This window comes from Paenarthrobacter histidinolovorans, assembly GCF_014647595.1.
Taxonomy (GTDB): domain Bacteria; phylum Actinomycetota; class Actinomycetes; order Actinomycetales; family Micrococcaceae; genus Arthrobacter; species Arthrobacter histidinolovorans.
Genome location: NZ_BMPM01000002.1, coordinates 67,253 through 81,348 on the forward strand (window position 1 = coordinate 67,253; position 14,096 = coordinate 81,348).

Sequence of the window (14,096 nt, forward strand, 5' to 3'; positions counted from 1 at the left end):
ACCCCTTTGGGTGTTCATGTTGCCGGCGGGCTAAGCCTCCAGGACCACCGGAATGATCATGGGGCGGCGGCGGAGCTTGCGGTTGACCCACGTGCCGATGATCCTGCGGACCACCTGCTGCAACTGGTGGTTGGTGTGGTCTGTGTGATTCAGCACAGCCTCTTCGAGTGCGGCGTTGATTTTCGGGATGATCTCGTCGAAAACGGAGTCGTCCTCCGCCACGCCACGGGCGTGGATTTCCGGTCCGGACACGATTTTGCCGGTGGTTCGGCTGATGACCGTGATGACGGAGATGAAGCCTTCATCCCCGAGGACGCGGCGGTCCTTCAGGTCTGCGTCGGTGATTTCGCCAACGCTGGAACCGTCCACGTAGACGAAGCCGACCTCTACCTGCCCCACAATGTTCGCCACGTGGTCCTTGAGGTCGATCACTGTGCCGTTATCGCTGAGGATGATGCCATCGGACGGCACGCCTGATTCCAGGGCGATGTTGCCGTTGGCAATCAAGTGGCGCGTTTCACCGTGCACCGGCATGGCGTTGAGCGGCTCAAGGATGTTGTAGCAGTAGAGCAACTCCCCCGCCGCTGCGTGACCGGAGACGTGGACCTTGGCTGTGCCCTTGTGGATGACGTCGGCTCCGAGCTTGAGGAGGCCGTTGATGATGCGGAACACGGCGTTCTCGTTGCCGGGGATGAGGCTGGACGCCAGGATGACGGTATCGCCCTTGCCAACAATCACCCGGTGGTCGCCGTTGGCCATGCGCGACAGGGCAGCCATCGGCTCACCCTGGGAGCCGGTGGACATGAGGACCACACGGTCGTCCGGCATGTTGTCGATGTTCTTGATGTCCACCAGGATGCCGTCCGGCACCTCCAGGTAACCCAGCTTGGCAGCAATGGCCATGTTCCGGACCATGGAGCGGCCCACGAAGGCAACCTTGCGTCCGTGCTTTGCTGCTGCGTCGAGTACCTGCTGGACGCGGTGCACATGGGAGGAGAAGGAAGCCACAATGATGCGCTTCTTTGCCTGCCCGAACAACCGGTCCAACGTGGGTCCGATTTCCTTCTCTGCTGTGGTGAACCCAGGCACATCGGCGTTGGTGGAGTCGGCCATGAACAGATCCACGCCTTCTTCGCCCAGTCGGGCAAAGTGCCGGAGGTCCGTGATGCGGCCATCCAACGGCAACTGGTCCATCTTGAAGTCACCGGTGTGGAGGACGGTTCCGCCATCAGTACGGATGAACACCGCCAGTGCATCCGGAATGGAGTGGTTGACGGCAATGAATTCACACTCGAACGGACCGAACTGCTCTACCTGGCCCTCCGTGACGGTGAGCGTGTACGGCTTGATCCGGTGCTCCTGCAGTTTCGCTTCCACCAGCGCAAGGGTGAGCTGTGAACCGATCAGCGGAATGTCGGCCTTGAGGCGGAGCAGGTAGGGAACCGCGCCAATGTGGTCCTCGTGGCCGTGGGTGAGGACAACCCCGACCACGTCCTCCAGCCGGTTCTCGATGTAGGAGAAATCGGGCAGGATCAGGTCAACGCCAGGCTGGGTCTCCTCGGGGAAAAGTACCCCGCAGTCGACAATGAGCAGCTTGCCGTCGATCTCGAAGACCGCCATGTTGCGGCCGATCTCTCCCAGTCCACCGAGCGGAACGATCCGCAGCGTACCTTTCGGCAGTTTCGGCGGCGTAACCAGTCCGGGAAGGGCGGTTTGGGTCATATTGTGCTACTTTCCGGCGGAACCATCCTGGACAGTGAAGTCCATTCCGGCTTCCGCCAAATCCCCGCGGATGATTTCGATCTCGGCCGCGTCCGGCTCCACGAGGGGCAAACGGACAACCGAGTTGGGCAGGACTCCCTGCCACTTGAGAATCTGCTTGGCGGCTACTGCGCCTTGGACCCGGGTCATGGTTCCACGAACCACCGGTTCCAGTTCAAAGTTGATGGACCGCGCCGTAGCGAGGTCGTTGTTGTTGACGGCGTCGATCAGCTCGCGGAAGCGGCGCGTGGCCACGTGCGTGGTGACACCCACCAGGCCTACGGCGCCGAGGGCCATCCACTGAAGGGTCAGGCCGTCATCGCCGGAGTAGAAAAGGAGGTCGGTCTCAGCCATGACGCGGGTGGCGGCGGCGAAATCAGCCTTCGCATCCTTGACGGCAACAATGTTCTGGTGCTTGGCCAGCTCGATCATGGTCTCCGGCGCGATGGCAATGGAGGACCGGCCCGGAATGTCATAGAGCATGACCGGCAAGTCGGTGGCCGAGGCGATGGTTTCAAAGTGGGCGCGTACGCCGGCCTGGCTTGGCTTGTTGTAGTAAGGGGTGACGATCAGGAGACCATCAACGCCCAACTCCGCAGCGCGCTGCGAAAGGTGCACCGAGTGCGCGGTGTCGTTGGTTCCCGTGCCGGCGATGATGGCTGCCTTGCCGCCAACGGCTTCCTTGACAGCCCGGAACATGCCCAGGTTTTCGTCGTCCGTAAGGGTGGACGTCTCGCCGGTGGTGCCGGTAACCACCAGTCCGTCGCAGCCATCCTGGACAAGCTTTTCCGCCAGTGCAGCGGCTTGGTCGTAGTCCACCTTGCCGTCTTCGGTGAAGGGGGTGACCATGGCGGTCAGCAGGGTACCAAGGGCGGGAATGGGCGCGCGAACGTCAGACATAGGAAAAACGTTACCCTGTCACGGCCTCGTTACAAGAATGGGTATCGCGTGACGGTCCTCATGCGCCCTGCCACGGAGTCTACGCAACCCCGGGTGTACGGGCGCGCTGACCCGAGCAGTATTGCCCCACGGCACGCTCTTTGAGTTGTTCTGCCCAGGCAACCAAGCGCTGTGAAGCCCGAACGTATTCGAACAGTTCCAGGGGCGTCAGTGATTCCACATCCGTTTCGGACAAGCGGCGCGCCAATTCAGCACCAGGGGCCTGCTCTGCGAGCACCTTACCCTCGCGGCGCCATTGTGTGTCTTCGGGAGGTTCGCCGGCCACGAGCTGCCTGAAAAGGAAGTCGACCACTCCCGGACTCATCGCTTTCATGGGGCCGCCCATGCCATCCGGCCGCTCTGGAACATCGTTCATGCCGCCATGTTATTCGAACATATATTCGAACACAAGGGCGCGGGCCGGCAACGCCGCAGCAGCCGCTCCCGGCCGGCGACGGGACCGGCTGTGAGACGATCGCTGCATGACTTCGCAAGAGACGGCGCCTCCGCGAAAGACACGCGGGCAACGCGCGGCTCCCACCCGGTTGACCGGCGTTGATGCAGCCAGGGGCGCAGCCCTCCTTGGCATGATGGCCACGCACCTGATGCCGACCTTCGGCCCGGCTCCCCAGTGGGAGCCAACAATGGTGGGTCTGGTGTTCTCGGGCCGGTCCGCTGCGCTGTTCGCTGTACTTGCCGGAATCGGCCTTGCCCTGTCCACCGGCAAGCAGGACCCCCGCAGCGGTGCCGAGCTTTGGTCCGCGAGGGGCGGCGTGGCAATGCGCGCGGTGGTGATCGCCGTCGTCGGACTTGCGTTGGGAGGCCTGGACGTCAACGTCGCGGTAATCCTGGTGCACTACGCGATGCTGTTCCTGTGCATCCTGCCGTTCCTGGGCCTGCGACTGAAGACCCTGTGTTTCTGGGCGGCAGGGTGGATCCTTGTTTCACCGGTCCTGGCATATCTGGTCCGCCCGATGCTCCTGGACGCGAACCCGCCGCTCCAGTTGGGGCACAACCCCGGCTGGGAAGACCTGGAAAATCCCGGCCGCCTGCTCGCCGACCTGTTCTTCACCGGGTATTACCCGGTGTTCCAGTGGATTTCCTACCTCCTGGTAGGCCTGGTCATCGGGCGGCTGGCACTGACGACGGCGAGGGTGCCGCTCATGCTGCTGACGTCCGGAATCGTTGTGGCCTGCATGGCGAAAATATGCGGCGTGCTGGCCATGGAGGCCTGGGGCGGGCGGGCAGCCCTGTCGGTGCTTCCCGGCACCCGGGGCTATCCCTTGGAGAGCATGCTCCAGGTCAATCTCGCAGGGCTCCAACAAGTGGACTCGTGGTGGTGGTTGGCGACGGCTTCGCCGCATGCCGGCACCACATTGGACTTGTTGCACACCAGCGGTGTTGCCGCCGGCGTTGTGGGAATTTTCCTGCTTCTTGGCAGGCTTGCCGAACGCCTGAAAGTCAATTTCCTGCTGGTGCTCAGTGGACCGGGCGCCATGACCTTGAGCCTGTACTCCGCACACGTGTGGGTGGTCTCGGGCTTTACCAACCAGCCTCTTCCCGCCGGGTGGACCGACGAAGGCATGTATTGGACGCAGGCACTCGGCGCCATCGGCATCGGCATGTGTTTCGCCTTGCTCCGGCGGCGCGGACCCCTGGAATGGGTGGCCCACATGGCGTCGAGGCTGGGCAGCTACCGTCCGGCGGCGGTGGGCTGAGACCGGAACAGCTTCACGGCGTCGCGCATGGATGCGCGCGCACGTTTGCGGTCACCGGAGGCGTCGTAGGCGCAGCTCAGCCTGAACCAGGAACGCCAATCCCCCGGCGCGGCCTCGGCCTCGGCCCGGTATTTCTCGAACTCGGCATCGGCAGCGGCGCGAACAATCCGTCCGCCCGGGGTTCGTGGCAGGGTGTCCTCCGGCAATCCACCTTCGGCTTCCAGCACCTTGGCCATCTGCTCGGTCCGGGCGCCGAAAAGCAGCTCGCGGATCATGGCCCAGGCACCAATGACAGGAAGCACCAGATAGGCCGCCCCGATGCCTTTGGCAACCAGGTTGGGATCACCGAGCAAAAGGAACGAGCGTTGGACCGAGACCACCAGGTACAACACCAAAAGCAAGGTGATGGCACCCACCCAGATCTTGGTGCGGTTCTTCTTCAGGGTTGCCAGGAAATTTCCCACGTCCTAGAGCCCCAAGTCCAAGTAGCCGTCCAAGCCGACCGTCAGGCCGGGGTTTGCTGCCACTTTCCGCAGCCCCAACAACACTCCGGGCATGAAGGACGCGCGGTCAAAGGAGTCATGGCGCAGCGTCAACTGTTCGCCAGGCCCGCCGAAGAGCACTTCCTGGTGGGCCACCAGTCCGCGGAGCCGGACGCTGTGGACACGGATCCCTTCCACGTCACATCCCCGGGCACCGTCCAGCGAGGTCTCGGTGGCGTCCGGGCTTGCCGGCACCCCGGCTTCCTTGCGGGCCCCGGCAATGAGCTGGGCCGTGCGCACTGCCGTGCCCGAGGGGGCATCGACCTTGTCGGGGTGGTGCAGTTCGATGACTTCCACGGATTCGAAGTACCGCGACGCTTTGGCCGCGAACGCGGACGCCAGCACTGAGCCGAGGGCAAAGTTGGGGGCGATCAGAACACCGGTGTCCGGCTGTTGTTCCAACAGTGCGCGCAGGGATTCCAGTCTTTCGGCATTCCAACCGGTGGTACCCACCACGGCGTGGATTCCGTGTTCAACGGCGAAGCGCACGTTGGTTTCGGTGATGTCCGGAACGGTGAGGTCAACAACGTACTGTGCACCAGCGTCGAGCAGTTTCTCCAGGGAATCACCGCGGCCGAGAGCTGCCACCAGCGTCATGTCCCCGGCTGCTTCAATGGCCTTGACGGCTTCGATTCCCATGCGCCCATTGGCGCCCAGCACTGCAACAGCAAGTTGTTCGGTCATGCCTTTAACCCTACCGCCGGGCAGGACCCGCCAAGGAACCGTGACTGCGTCCTACTCCCCCGCGCCTACCCATTCCACGGTCCCGTCAGAGAAGAACTGTTCCTTCCAGATGGGAACCTGCTCCTTGACCCGGTCCACGAGTTCCGAGCAAACGGCGAACGCCTGTCCCCGGTGGGCAGCTGCAACTGCACATACCAGCGCGGGATCACCGATCTCCAGCGTGCCGATTCTGTGCGCCGCCCAGATTCGGACCGGCTGCTCGGCCTCGCCCGAGTGTTCGGCCACGAGCTGCGCCACGACGTCGGACATGACCTGGTGCGCTGTAGGGTGCGCGCTGTAGCTGAGCCGGTCTACTGATTTGCCGTCGTCGTGGTTACGCACGACACCGCTGAAGCTGACCACCGCACCGGCGGTGTCCGATTCCACCGCTCTGATGGCCTGGTCCACCGAGATCGGCTCGGAGCTGAGGACAGCGCTGACGACTTCGAAGTCTGTTTCAGTGCCCATGGTTTCCTTCCAATTGCTCGCAGAGATGCCCGATCACAGGGTCAAGGACGGCCAGTCCGTCCATGACCCCCTTGGGCGATCCCGGCAGGTTGATGATAAATGTCTTGCCCGCAACTCCCGCGTGGCCGCGGCTCAACATCGCCATGGGGGTCTTGGCAGCGCCGGCGCGGCGGAGGCCTTCCATGATGCCCGGAATCTCCCGGTCCAGCAGTGGAAGCGTCATCTCCGGTGTGTGGTCGTCGGGGCTGAGGCCCGTTCCCCCGCTGGTGATGACAACGGCCGGTTCCTGGGTCAGCAGGGCCCTGAGGGCGGCACCCACAGCTTCGCCGTCGGGGACCACCATGGTGGGGAACGTGTCGAAGCCGTGCTCTTTGAGCCAGTCGAGAATGATCGGACCTGTCTCGTCGGTGTAGATCCCGGCCGCGGCCCGGGTGGAAGCAATCACGACGCCGGCCTTCCGGGGCCCGTGCGCGTTCGGCTCGCATGCGCTCATGCGCCTGCCTCCGGCCTGGAATTCCCGGAGACATCCCAGCTTCCGCTCTTGCCACCACTCTTGGACAGAACCCGGATGCCGTCCAGGACGGCATGTTTGTCCACGGCCTTGATCATGTCGTAAACACTGAGGGCGGCAACGGAGGCGGCCGTCAGCGCTTCCATTTCGACGCCGGTCACGCCCCGTGTCTTGACCGTGGCCAGGATGCCCACCGAGTCCGTCCCCAGCTCAAAGTCCACAGTGACCTTGGAGATGGGCAGGGGATGGCACAGCGGGATCAGTTCAGGTGTTTTCTTTGCAGCCATGATGCCGGCCACCCGTGCCACTGCGAGCGCATCGCCCTTGGGCAGTTCGCCGGCACCCAGCAGGGCGAGGACTTCGGAGGTGGAGCGGACCGTGGCCGTGGCGGTGGCTTCGCGGGTCGTGACGGCTTTTTCGGAGACATCCACCATCTGGGCGGTTCCGTCCTGCCTCAGGTGGGTCAGGCCTGCGGGGCCTGCCGGGGTATCGGGAGTGTGGTTCACAGCATCCATACTTCCACTTCGTCTCCTTCGGCGAGTTCCGTGACGTCCCCGGGGATCTGCACCAAGGCGTTGGCGCGGGCCAGGGCGTGGACCAGATGGGAGCCGGCACCGCCTTCCATGCGGACAACGCCATCCACCACAGTGCCCCGGCGCACCTGGTGCTTGCCCTCCGGCGAGGTTAGGTCGGCGGCCAGGCGCACCCGCAGCACGGGCCGGGGCGAGGGAGTTCCGGCAACCTGCGAAAGAGCGGGGCGCAGGAACATCTCGAAGGAGACCAGGCAGCTGACGGGGTTGCCCGGGAACCCGACGAACGGGGTTCCCTCGAAAGTACCCAGTCCCTGCGGCCCGCCAGGTTGCATGGCGACGTGGAGGAATTCCACTGGATGTCCAGTCATTGCCAGGCGTACGACTTCGTAGGCCCCTTTGCTCACTCCCCCGGTGGATACGATCACGTCCACCGGCTTTTCCGTGTTCCTGAGGTGCTGCCGCAGGACTGCAAGCAGGTCCCCGGGTTGGTCGCCCGAGATGCCGGTGCGGACCACGTCGAGTCCGGCTTGGCGCATGGATGCTTCCAGGAGCGTTCCGTTGGAGTCGTAGATCTTGCCGGCCGTCAGTTCGGTTCCCGGTTCGAGGACCTCGTCCCCTGTTGTGACCAGGAGGACGCGCAGGGGCTGGCGGGTCTCCACCTCGCCCAGGCCCAGCGCGGCCAGCAGCCCCAGCTGGCTTGGTCCCAGCAGTGTGCCGGCGGCCAGCGCCAGCGCCCCCTTTTCGATGTCGCTGCCGCAGTCGCGCACGTACGTCCCGGGCTCTACCGTTGGCAGCTCCACTTCTGCGTCCACATCAGTGGGCGCCGGGAAGGTGCCGGGCGTTGACTTCTCAATAGGTACGACGGCGTCCGCGCCCTCGGGCATCATGGCTCCGGTCATGATCGGAGCAGCATGGCCTGCCTTCAGGGCTTCCGGCGCGGCACCTGCGGGAACTGGCGCCGCTACGCGGAGCCTCGCACCGCCGTCGGGGATGTCTGCTGAGCGGACGGCAAAGCCGTCCATTTGGGAGTTGGCGAAGGGCGGCAGGGACAGCGGTGCGTGGAGGTCGACAGCGAGCACCCTACCGAGTGCGTCCATCAGCGGAAGCCGGAGCGTGCCTTTCCTTGCGGCGGCAGCTGTCAGCAATTCCGCCACTGCCTGGCGGTGGGCTGCAACGGATCTGGGCACGGATATCCTCCTGGGGGCACAATGGGCTCCGGCTATGGTCCGGACGTACCCAGCGTAGATCCTCAGGCCACTTTCACGTTGATGGTGTGGTATCCCGTGGCGCCGTCGGGGGCGACGGGGGCTTTGTCTTCGGTTTGCGGTTGGCCACTTGCGTCGGTGGCCCTGACCTGGATTTCGTAATCGCCAGGTTGGAGATCGATGCCGATCTGCCATTGGTACCACGTGTCGGTGGAGATGGCGCTGGCCAGTTGCGCGCTCTGCCAGGCACCGCGGTTGACCCGGAGCTCTACGCGTTCTATGCCGCGATGTTGTGCCCAGGCAACGCCCCCGAATTGTACTTTTCCTGGCTGCACCGTTCGCCCACTGCGTGGCACGTCAATGCGTGACTGCGTTTTGATGGGCCCGTGATCGCTCCAACCCCGTGGTGTCCAGTACGCGGTGTCGTCCGCGAAACGTGTGACTTTGAGTTCGGTCAACCATTTCGTAGCTGAGACGAACCCGTAGAGTCCGGGCACGATCATGCGGACGGGGAATCCATGCTCCAAAGGAAGCGGCTCTCCGTTCATGCCGATAGCCAACAACGCGTCACGGTCGTCCGTGAGCGCTTCCAAGGGTGTGCTGGCGGTCCAGCCATCGTTGCTGGTGGACAGCACCATGTCCGCGCCGGCCTTGGGTCCGGCCATGGCGAGCAGTTCGCGCACCGGCCACCCCAGCCAAAGGGCGTTTCCGATGAGATCGCCGCCAACATTGTTCGAAACGCAGGCGATGGTGATGTGGCGTTCCGTCATGGGCTTGGCCAGGAGTTCGGCAAAGTCGAGTTCCATCTCACGCTCCACCATTCCGGTGACTTTCAGTTTCCACGAGGGCGGGTCGATGGCCGGGACGGTCAAAGCGGTGTCGATCCTGTAAAAGTCCGTGTTCGGTGTCACCAACGGGCTGATGCCCGGCACGGGCAACGAGGCGCCGGCGGGAACGGTTTGCGGTGGCGTTGCAGGTGCCGGCAGTGCCAACGAACTTCGGAACCCGGCAGCCACAGCGGTTGCCCGTGTGAGGATGGCGGTTACGGTTCCGCCGACCACTGCAGCCAGCGCAGTTCCGGAGATGGCGTTCAGGAAGCTCCGCCTGGCAAGGGGCACCTGCTCACCGCTGTGCTCATCCACTGTGCTGGCCCGCGGAACCCAGGTGTCAAGCCTCCGGATCAGCATCCTTAAGAGCAGCATGGTCACAACAGCAGCGACGATCGGTGCCAGTGCCGCCTGCGGGCTGGCCTGGGCACGGGTCACGACGGCGGTGAGTCCCGCCGCGCCCGCCAGTCCGGCAAGTGCCAGCCCAAGTCCGTGCCGCCGGCGTTCAAGGATCCCGGCGAGCGCAGCAAGGAATCCGGCGACCACCACGATGGAGGCCACCAGGACGACTTTGTCGGCCGTGCCGAAGAGTTGCACGGCCAGATCCTTCACCCCTGGCGGCACTGCGTCTATCACTGCCCCGCCAAGGGCCGTTACGGGAGAAACCAGTGGGCTGAGGAATCCTGCGGTGAGTTCCCCGGCCGCAATCCCTGCCGCCCCGGCGGCGAGACCGGCGGCGGGTGCCCACAACCGCGGTCCGCCGGCGGGGCTTCCGGTTTTGGCGTGGTTGCGTACGGGCGTGCTCATGATGTGCCTCCAAGGCCTTTGTTTGTTTCAGTGCTGCCCTGCAGTCCAGGCTTGGGTGAAGCCGTGGGAAGCGACGGCCCGGGGAACGAACCCGCCGGAAGTTTCAGGGCGAAGCGGCAGCCGCCGTCGACGTTGCCGACCGTCACTGATCCCCCGTGCGCCTTGACGATGCCCGCCACCATGCTGAGTCCGATGCCCGCGCCGCTGTAACTTCCCTGCAGGGACTCCTGGGCGCCGCGTGAGGGGTCTTTCTGCCAACCCGTTTCGAACAGGCGCGGCAGGTCCTCCTCCCGAATGCCACCGCAGTGGTCCTGGACGGCAATGACGGCGCTTCCGTTCTCCCGCCCCACACTGACATGGACGTCGGTCTCCGGCCGGCTGTAGATAATGGCATTGAGGAGGATATTCCTTACGGCCCTGGCCAGGCTGGGTCCGTCCGCCACGGCCATGCACTCACGGTCACCACCGCCGTCGAGCCTGATGCCCCGCTTCGCTGCCAATGGGGCCAGATCCGAGAGGGCATCACTGACGAGGTCGTACAGGTCCAGCGCCTCAGCGCGCAGGTGCAGTGTCCCCGCCTGGATCTTGGATAGTTCCAGGAGGTCGTTGACCATGGCGGTCATCTGCTCGGTCTGCCCGATGATTTTCCGGTAGTAGCCCGGCACATCCGAGGCCATGCCGTCTTCGAGGGCCTCGGCCATGGCACGCATGCTGGCCAGGGGTGTGCGCAGGTCATGGGAAATCCAGGACACGAGTTCACGTCTGGCCGTCTCAATGGCGGCTTCCCGGTCCCTGGATTCGGCGAGGCTCCGGCTGCTGGCTTCAAGTTCCTGTGCGAGTTCCGCGAGCTCCGATGTCATGGCAGGTGCGGCCCTCTTGCCCCCGGGAGCGGAGTGTTCCAGCGTTTCGCCCCGGCCGATCCTGCGGGCCGCATCAACCAGCCGTGCTGCGTTCCTGGACACTCCCGCGCCGAGCACGAGAGCCAATGCAACGGCCACGGCCGACGCCATCGCCAGGATGTACCACATCACTTCGAGGTCCCTGGCGGAGATGAACATCGCGTTGAAGGCACTGACCATCCCGGCCACCAGCACCGCGACGGTGGCAACAACCACCAAACAGATTTGAGCCAGTACTGACGCCCCACGCAGCAACCTCAGGAGGAGCAACGTCGCAGCGCCGATCAGGACTGCCCAGAAGAGGACCCACGCAAGGATGGTCCAGAGCTCGCTACCCTCCATGGGCGGCCTCCCGGTTTCCCTCCGGGACAACGTCAAACCGGTAGCCGACACCCCACACGGTCTTGATGAGTTCGGGCTTGGTGGGGTTTGCTTCTATCTTCTCGCGCAGCCGCCGGACGTGGACGGTCACCGTGGAGAGGTCTCCGAAGTCCCATCCCCACACTGCCTTGATGAGCTCCTCACGGCTGAACACCTGGTTGGGCCTGCGCATCAGGAAGGCCAGGAGGTCGAATTCACGGGCCGTCAAAGCCAGCGGCGCACCGAGGAGTGTGACGGTCCGGGATGCGGGGTCGAGTTCCAGGCCGGCTGACTGGACCGGGGGTTCGGGCGCGTAGTCCTTGATGCTTCGGCGCAGTACCGACTTGACGCGCAGAACGAGTTCCCGGGGAGAAAACGGCTTGGTGACGTAATCGTCAGCCCCCATCTCAAGCCCCAGTATCCGGTCATCTTCCGTTCCCAGGGCCGTGACCATGATGATTGGCACGCTCATGGATTGCCGGAGTCGCCGGCACACTTCCACGCCGTCCAGTCCGGGCAGCATGCGGTCCAGGATGACCAGGTCCGGTTTGCGCTTCCCTGCCAGCGCCAGGGCGGTAAAGCCGTCACCGGCGGTGTCCACCTGGAAGCCGGCCGTCACCAGGTAGTCGCGGACAACAGCGGCAATGGTCTCTTCGTCCTCAACGAGGAGGATACGCCGGTTTCCGGGCTCCGCTGACGCTGCCGTATTTGTGGTCACGCTCTCAGCATAAGTTTGCCGGGGGTGCCCGGCACGCGATTCCGCCGCTCCCCGGCGAACCGTACGGATTCCGTAAGAACTCATGACTGTAACGGGTATCACTGATCGGCCCGCGGTGGCGTAGCCTGAATTTATGAGTGTTCAGTTGGGCATGCCGATGCCCCCTTCCAGCAGTGCCGCAGGCAGCGCGGAAAGCGGCGGGCACGCTCCGCCACCCCGACCTGCCGGAACGCCTGCCGGATTGTGGGACCAGTACGGTCGTCGCGCCACTGACATGCGTCTTTCCTTGACAGACAAATGCAACTTGCGGTGTACGTACTGCATGCCTGCCGAGGGCCTCGATTGGCTTTCCAAGCAGGCTGTCATGACCCGGGATGAGATCGTCCGGATAGTACGCATCGGCGTTACGGCCCTCGGCGTCCGGGAACTCCGCCTCACCGGCGGTGAACCGTTGGTCCGCGCCGACCTCGCCGATATCATCTCCGGCATCCGCAGCGAACATCCGGACCTTCCCATCTCCATGACCACCAACGGTGTGGGGCTGGATAAGAAAGCTGCTGCCCTGAAGGCTGCCGGCCTCACCCGGATCAATGTCTCCCTCGATTCCCTGCATGAGGAAACATTCACCAAACTCACCCGCCGTCCGTTCCTGGACAAGGTCCTGGCCGGTGTGGATGCCGCCTGGGCGGCAGGCCTGGGTCCCGTCAAGCTCAACGCCGTGCTCATGCGTGGCATCAATGACACCGAGTCCCCGGAGCTCCTGGCCTGGGCCTTGGGCCGCGGCTACGAACTTCGCTTCATCGAGCAGATGCCCCTCGACGCCGACCACGGCTGGACGCGCCGCAACATGATTACGGCCGCGGAGATCCGTGGACTCCTGTCCCGGGACTTCGTACTGTCCAGCGATCCCCGCGAAAGGGACGGCGCTCCAGCAGAGCGCTTTGAAGTACGACGCCGGGACGCAGCGTCCGGGGATGCCTCCGGTCCCGTGCTGGGTACAGTCGGCATTATCGCTTCTGTCACCGAACCGTTCTGCTCGGACTGCCGCCGCACGCGCATCACCGCCGAGGGCAAGATCATGAGCTGTCTGTTCTCCCGTGAAGAGTTTGATCTCCTGGGGCTGCTTCGCAGCGGGGCGACGGATGCCGAGCTCGCCGGACGTTGGCAGGACGCCATGTGGATCAAGCCCAAGGCCCATGGCATGGACCATACCGGTCTCGGCGCAGCGGACTTCGTCCAGCCGGACCGCAGCATGAGCGCAATCGGAGGCTGAAAACTTGTTGGTTCGTTACTTCGCTGCCGCGCGCGCGGCAGCGGGAGTCGAAGAAGAACTCCATGCCCTTCCGGAAGGCACCAGTCTGGAAGGACTCCTGGAAGCCGTCCTCGCCGTCGAACGTCCGGCGCCTCCGGAGGGTACGCCGACTCTGGCGAGGATAGTGGCCCGCAGCAGCTTCCTCCGCAATGAAGTGGCCGTCCGGGACCACTCTGTGCCGCTGGGCACAGAAGACGTCATCGACGTCCTTCCGCCGTTCGCCGGAGGCTAGGGGCGCGGCTGTACCGGCGTTTTCCGGAACACGCTTTTGAGCAGGGGGCTGAAAGCGGTGTGGCCTTCCAGCCGCAAGTCAGCCGTGTGCACCAGGACGCCATCTTCAACGCGGAAGGTGTGCTTGGCCACGCCATCGGCGGTGCGCCTTTCCAAGGTCAGGACTCCCGCGCTCCACGTTCCCCTGACGGGAGCGGTCGGCGGCTTTCCCATGCTGTCCACGTAGTACCACAGGGTGTCGCCATGGTCGCGGTCGACCGTGAACATGCCGTGTCCTTCGAAATGGGCACCGTCGGGTTCCCGGTGCCTGTAGCTCTGGACCACTGCGTGTCCACCGGCGGCCTGGGAAAACACCACTTCGGCCTCAGCCGTCCGTGCTGTCCCCCACGGGGACGGCGCGATCTCCGTAATGCCCCTCCAATGGCCAATGAAATCCCGCAGAACATCGGCAGCATGACCGGTTGCGGGCAGGTCCATCACTTCTCCAAAGTCAACGGGGCAGCATCACCTTGTGAGATCATGCTGCCTCGTTGATGGCGCCT

At 64.3% G+C, this 14,096-nt stretch carries 16 protein-coding genes; 3 read left to right on the top strand and 13 right to left on the bottom strand.

All coding sequences use genetic code 11. The features are described 5' to 3' along the window. Positions 1-30 precede the first annotated feature (30 nt). From IEY62_RS04935 to IEY62_RS04945, 3 genes are all read right to left on the bottom strand, one after another. On the bottom strand, positions 31-1,722 hold the full coding sequence (locus IEY62_RS04935) for a ribonuclease J (protein WP_189014571.1): 1,692 nt from the start codon (positions 1,720-1,722) through the stop codon (positions 31-33). 6 nt (positions 1,723-1,728) lie between these two features. Then, the gene (gene dapA, locus IEY62_RS04940) at positions 1,729-2,661 is read right to left on the bottom strand and encodes a 4-hydroxy-tetrahydrodipicolinate synthase (RefSeq protein ID WP_189014573.1); all 933 of its coding nucleotides are present in this window, start codon (positions 2,659-2,661) and stop codon (positions 1,729-1,731) included. 79 nt (positions 2,662-2,740) lie between these two features. Then, positions 2,741-3,076 carry a hypothetical protein gene (locus IEY62_RS04945; protein WP_189014575.1) on the bottom strand — a complete coding sequence of 112 codons (336 nt, stop codon included), beginning with the start codon at positions 3,074-3,076 and terminating at the stop codon, positions 2,741-2,743. A gap of 106 nt (positions 3,077-3,182) precedes the next feature. Between IEY62_RS04945 and IEY62_RS04950 the strand changes: the two genes are divergently transcribed. Further along, the gene (locus IEY62_RS04950; RefSeq protein WP_189014578.1) at positions 3,183-4,418 is read left to right on the top strand and encodes a heparan-alpha-glucosaminide N-acetyltransferase domain-containing protein; all 1,236 of its coding nucleotides are present in this window, start codon (positions 3,183-3,185) and stop codon (positions 4,416-4,418) included. Here the strand turns inward: IEY62_RS04950 and IEY62_RS04955 are convergent. The 9 genes from IEY62_RS04955 to IEY62_RS04995 are packed head-to-tail and all read right to left on the bottom strand — an operon-like array spanning position 4,394 to position 12,011. Next, positions 4,394-4,882, bottom strand: a complete 489-nt coding sequence (locus tag IEY62_RS04955) for a hypothetical protein (protein WP_189014580.1) — start codon at positions 4,880-4,882, stop codon at positions 4,394-4,396. The two genes, IEY62_RS04950 and IEY62_RS04955, sit on opposite strands and share 25 nt — an antisense overlap. Positions 4,883-4,885: 3 nt before the next feature. Continuing rightward, a complete protein-coding gene (dapB, locus tag IEY62_RS04960; RefSeq protein WP_189014582.1) occupies positions 4,886-5,644 on the bottom strand; it encodes a 4-hydroxy-tetrahydrodipicolinate reductase in 759 nt (252 codons plus the stop codon). Between the two features lie 51 nt (positions 5,645-5,695). Then, on the bottom strand, positions 5,696-6,151 hold the full coding sequence (locus IEY62_RS04965) for a molybdenum cofactor biosynthesis protein MoaE (protein WP_189014584.1): 456 nt from the start codon (positions 6,149-6,151) through the stop codon (positions 5,696-5,698). Next, complete coding sequence (locus IEY62_RS04970) at positions 6,141-6,644, bottom strand: MogA/MoaB family molybdenum cofactor biosynthesis protein (RefSeq protein WP_189014586.1); 504 nt, start codon at positions 6,642-6,644, stop codon at positions 6,141-6,143. The genes IEY62_RS04965 and IEY62_RS04970 overlap by 11 nt, the downstream gene beginning before the upstream one ends. Next, entirely contained in the window at positions 6,641-7,177 is a 537-nt protein-coding gene (moaC, locus tag IEY62_RS04975; RefSeq protein ID WP_189014588.1) for a cyclic pyranopterin monophosphate synthase MoaC, read from the bottom strand. Before moaC ends, IEY62_RS04970 begins: the two co-directional genes overlap by 4 nt. Further along, on the bottom strand, positions 7,165-8,388 hold the full coding sequence (locus IEY62_RS04980; protein ID WP_189015677.1) for a molybdopterin molybdotransferase MoeA: 1,224 nt from the start codon (positions 8,386-8,388) through the stop codon (positions 7,165-7,167). The genes moaC and IEY62_RS04980 overlap by 13 nt, the downstream gene beginning before the upstream one ends. Positions 8,389-8,444: 56 nt before the next feature. Beyond that, positions 8,445-10,034, bottom strand: coding sequence for a molybdopterin-dependent oxidoreductase (locus IEY62_RS04985; RefSeq protein WP_189014590.1), 1,590 nt, complete (start codon positions 10,032-10,034; stop codon positions 8,445-8,447). Next, positions 10,031-11,275 (bottom strand): sensor histidine kinase, encoded by a 1,245-nt coding sequence (locus IEY62_RS04990; RefSeq protein ID WP_189014592.1) that lies wholly within the window; start codon positions 11,273-11,275, stop codon positions 10,031-10,033. Before IEY62_RS04990 ends, IEY62_RS04985 begins: the two co-directional genes overlap by 4 nt. Further along, a complete protein-coding gene (locus IEY62_RS04995) occupies positions 11,265-12,011 on the bottom strand; it encodes a response regulator transcription factor (protein WP_189014594.1) in 747 nt (248 codons plus the stop codon). Before IEY62_RS04995 ends, IEY62_RS04990 begins: the two co-directional genes overlap by 11 nt. 133 nt (positions 12,012-12,144) lie before the next feature. Between IEY62_RS04995 and moaA the strand changes: the two genes are divergently transcribed. Both moaA and IEY62_RS05005 read left to right on the top strand, forming a co-directional pair. Then, complete coding sequence (gene moaA, locus IEY62_RS05000; protein WP_189014596.1) at positions 12,145-13,284, top strand: GTP 3',8-cyclase MoaA; 1,140 nt, start codon at positions 12,145-12,147, stop codon at positions 13,282-13,284. A gap of 4 nt (positions 13,285-13,288) precedes the next feature. Then, positions 13,289-13,555 (top strand): MoaD/ThiS family protein, encoded by a 267-nt coding sequence (locus IEY62_RS05005; protein WP_189014598.1) that lies wholly within the window; start codon positions 13,289-13,291, stop codon positions 13,553-13,555. On the opposite strand, the gene IEY62_RS05010 is transcribed toward IEY62_RS05005, so the two are convergent. Beyond that, entirely contained in the window at positions 13,552-14,031 is a 480-nt protein-coding gene (locus IEY62_RS05010; protein ID WP_189014600.1) for a DUF1579 family protein, read from the bottom strand. The genes IEY62_RS05005 and IEY62_RS05010 overlap by 4 nt on opposite strands. Positions 14,032-14,096 lie beyond the last annotated feature (65 nt).

Bases quoted from the DNA above. Each gene is read 5' to 3' on its own strand.
- IEY62_RS04985 (WP_189014590.1), bottom strand. From the start codon at position 10,034: ATGAGCACGCCCGTACGCAACCACGCCAAAACCGGAAGCCCCGCCGGC.
- IEY62_RS04970 (WP_189014586.1), bottom strand. From the start codon at position 6,644: ATGAGCGCATGCGAGCCGAACGCGCACGGGCCCCGGAAGGCCGGCGTC.
- IEY62_RS04945 (WP_189014575.1), bottom strand. From the start codon at position 3,076: ATGAACGATGTTCCAGAGCGGCCGGATGGCATGGGCGGCCCCATGAAA.
- IEY62_RS04935 (WP_189014571.1), bottom strand. From the start codon at position 1,722: ATGACCCAAACCGCCCTTCCCGGACTGGTTACGCCGCCGAAACTGCCG.
- IEY62_RS05010 (WP_189014600.1), bottom strand. From the start codon at position 14,031: ATGGACCTGCCCGCAACCGGTCATGCTGCCGATGTTCTGCGGGATTTC.
- dapA (WP_189014573.1), bottom strand. From the start codon at position 2,661: ATGTCTGACGTTCGCGCGCCCATTCCCGCCCTTGGTACCCTGCTGACC.
- moaA (WP_189014596.1), top strand. From the start codon at position 12,145: ATGAGTGTTCAGTTGGGCATGCCGATGCCCCCTTCCAGCAGTGCCGCA.
- moaC (WP_189014588.1), bottom strand. From the start codon at position 7,177: ATGGATGCTGTGAACCACACTCCCGATACCCCGGCAGGCCCCGCAGGC.
- IEY62_RS04990 (WP_189014592.1), bottom strand. From the start codon at position 11,275: ATGGAGGGTAGCGAGCTCTGGACCATCCTTGCGTGGGTCCTCTTCTGG.
- dapB (WP_189014582.1), bottom strand. From the start codon at position 5,644: ATGACCGAACAACTTGCTGTTGCAGTGCTGGGCGCCAATGGGCGCATG.
- IEY62_RS04965 (WP_189014584.1), bottom strand. From the start codon at position 6,151: ATGGGCACTGAAACAGACTTCGAAGTCGTCAGCGCTGTCCTCAGCTCC.
- IEY62_RS04950 (WP_189014578.1), top strand. From the start codon at position 3,183: ATGACTTCGCAAGAGACGGCGCCTCCGCGAAAGACACGCGGGCAACGC.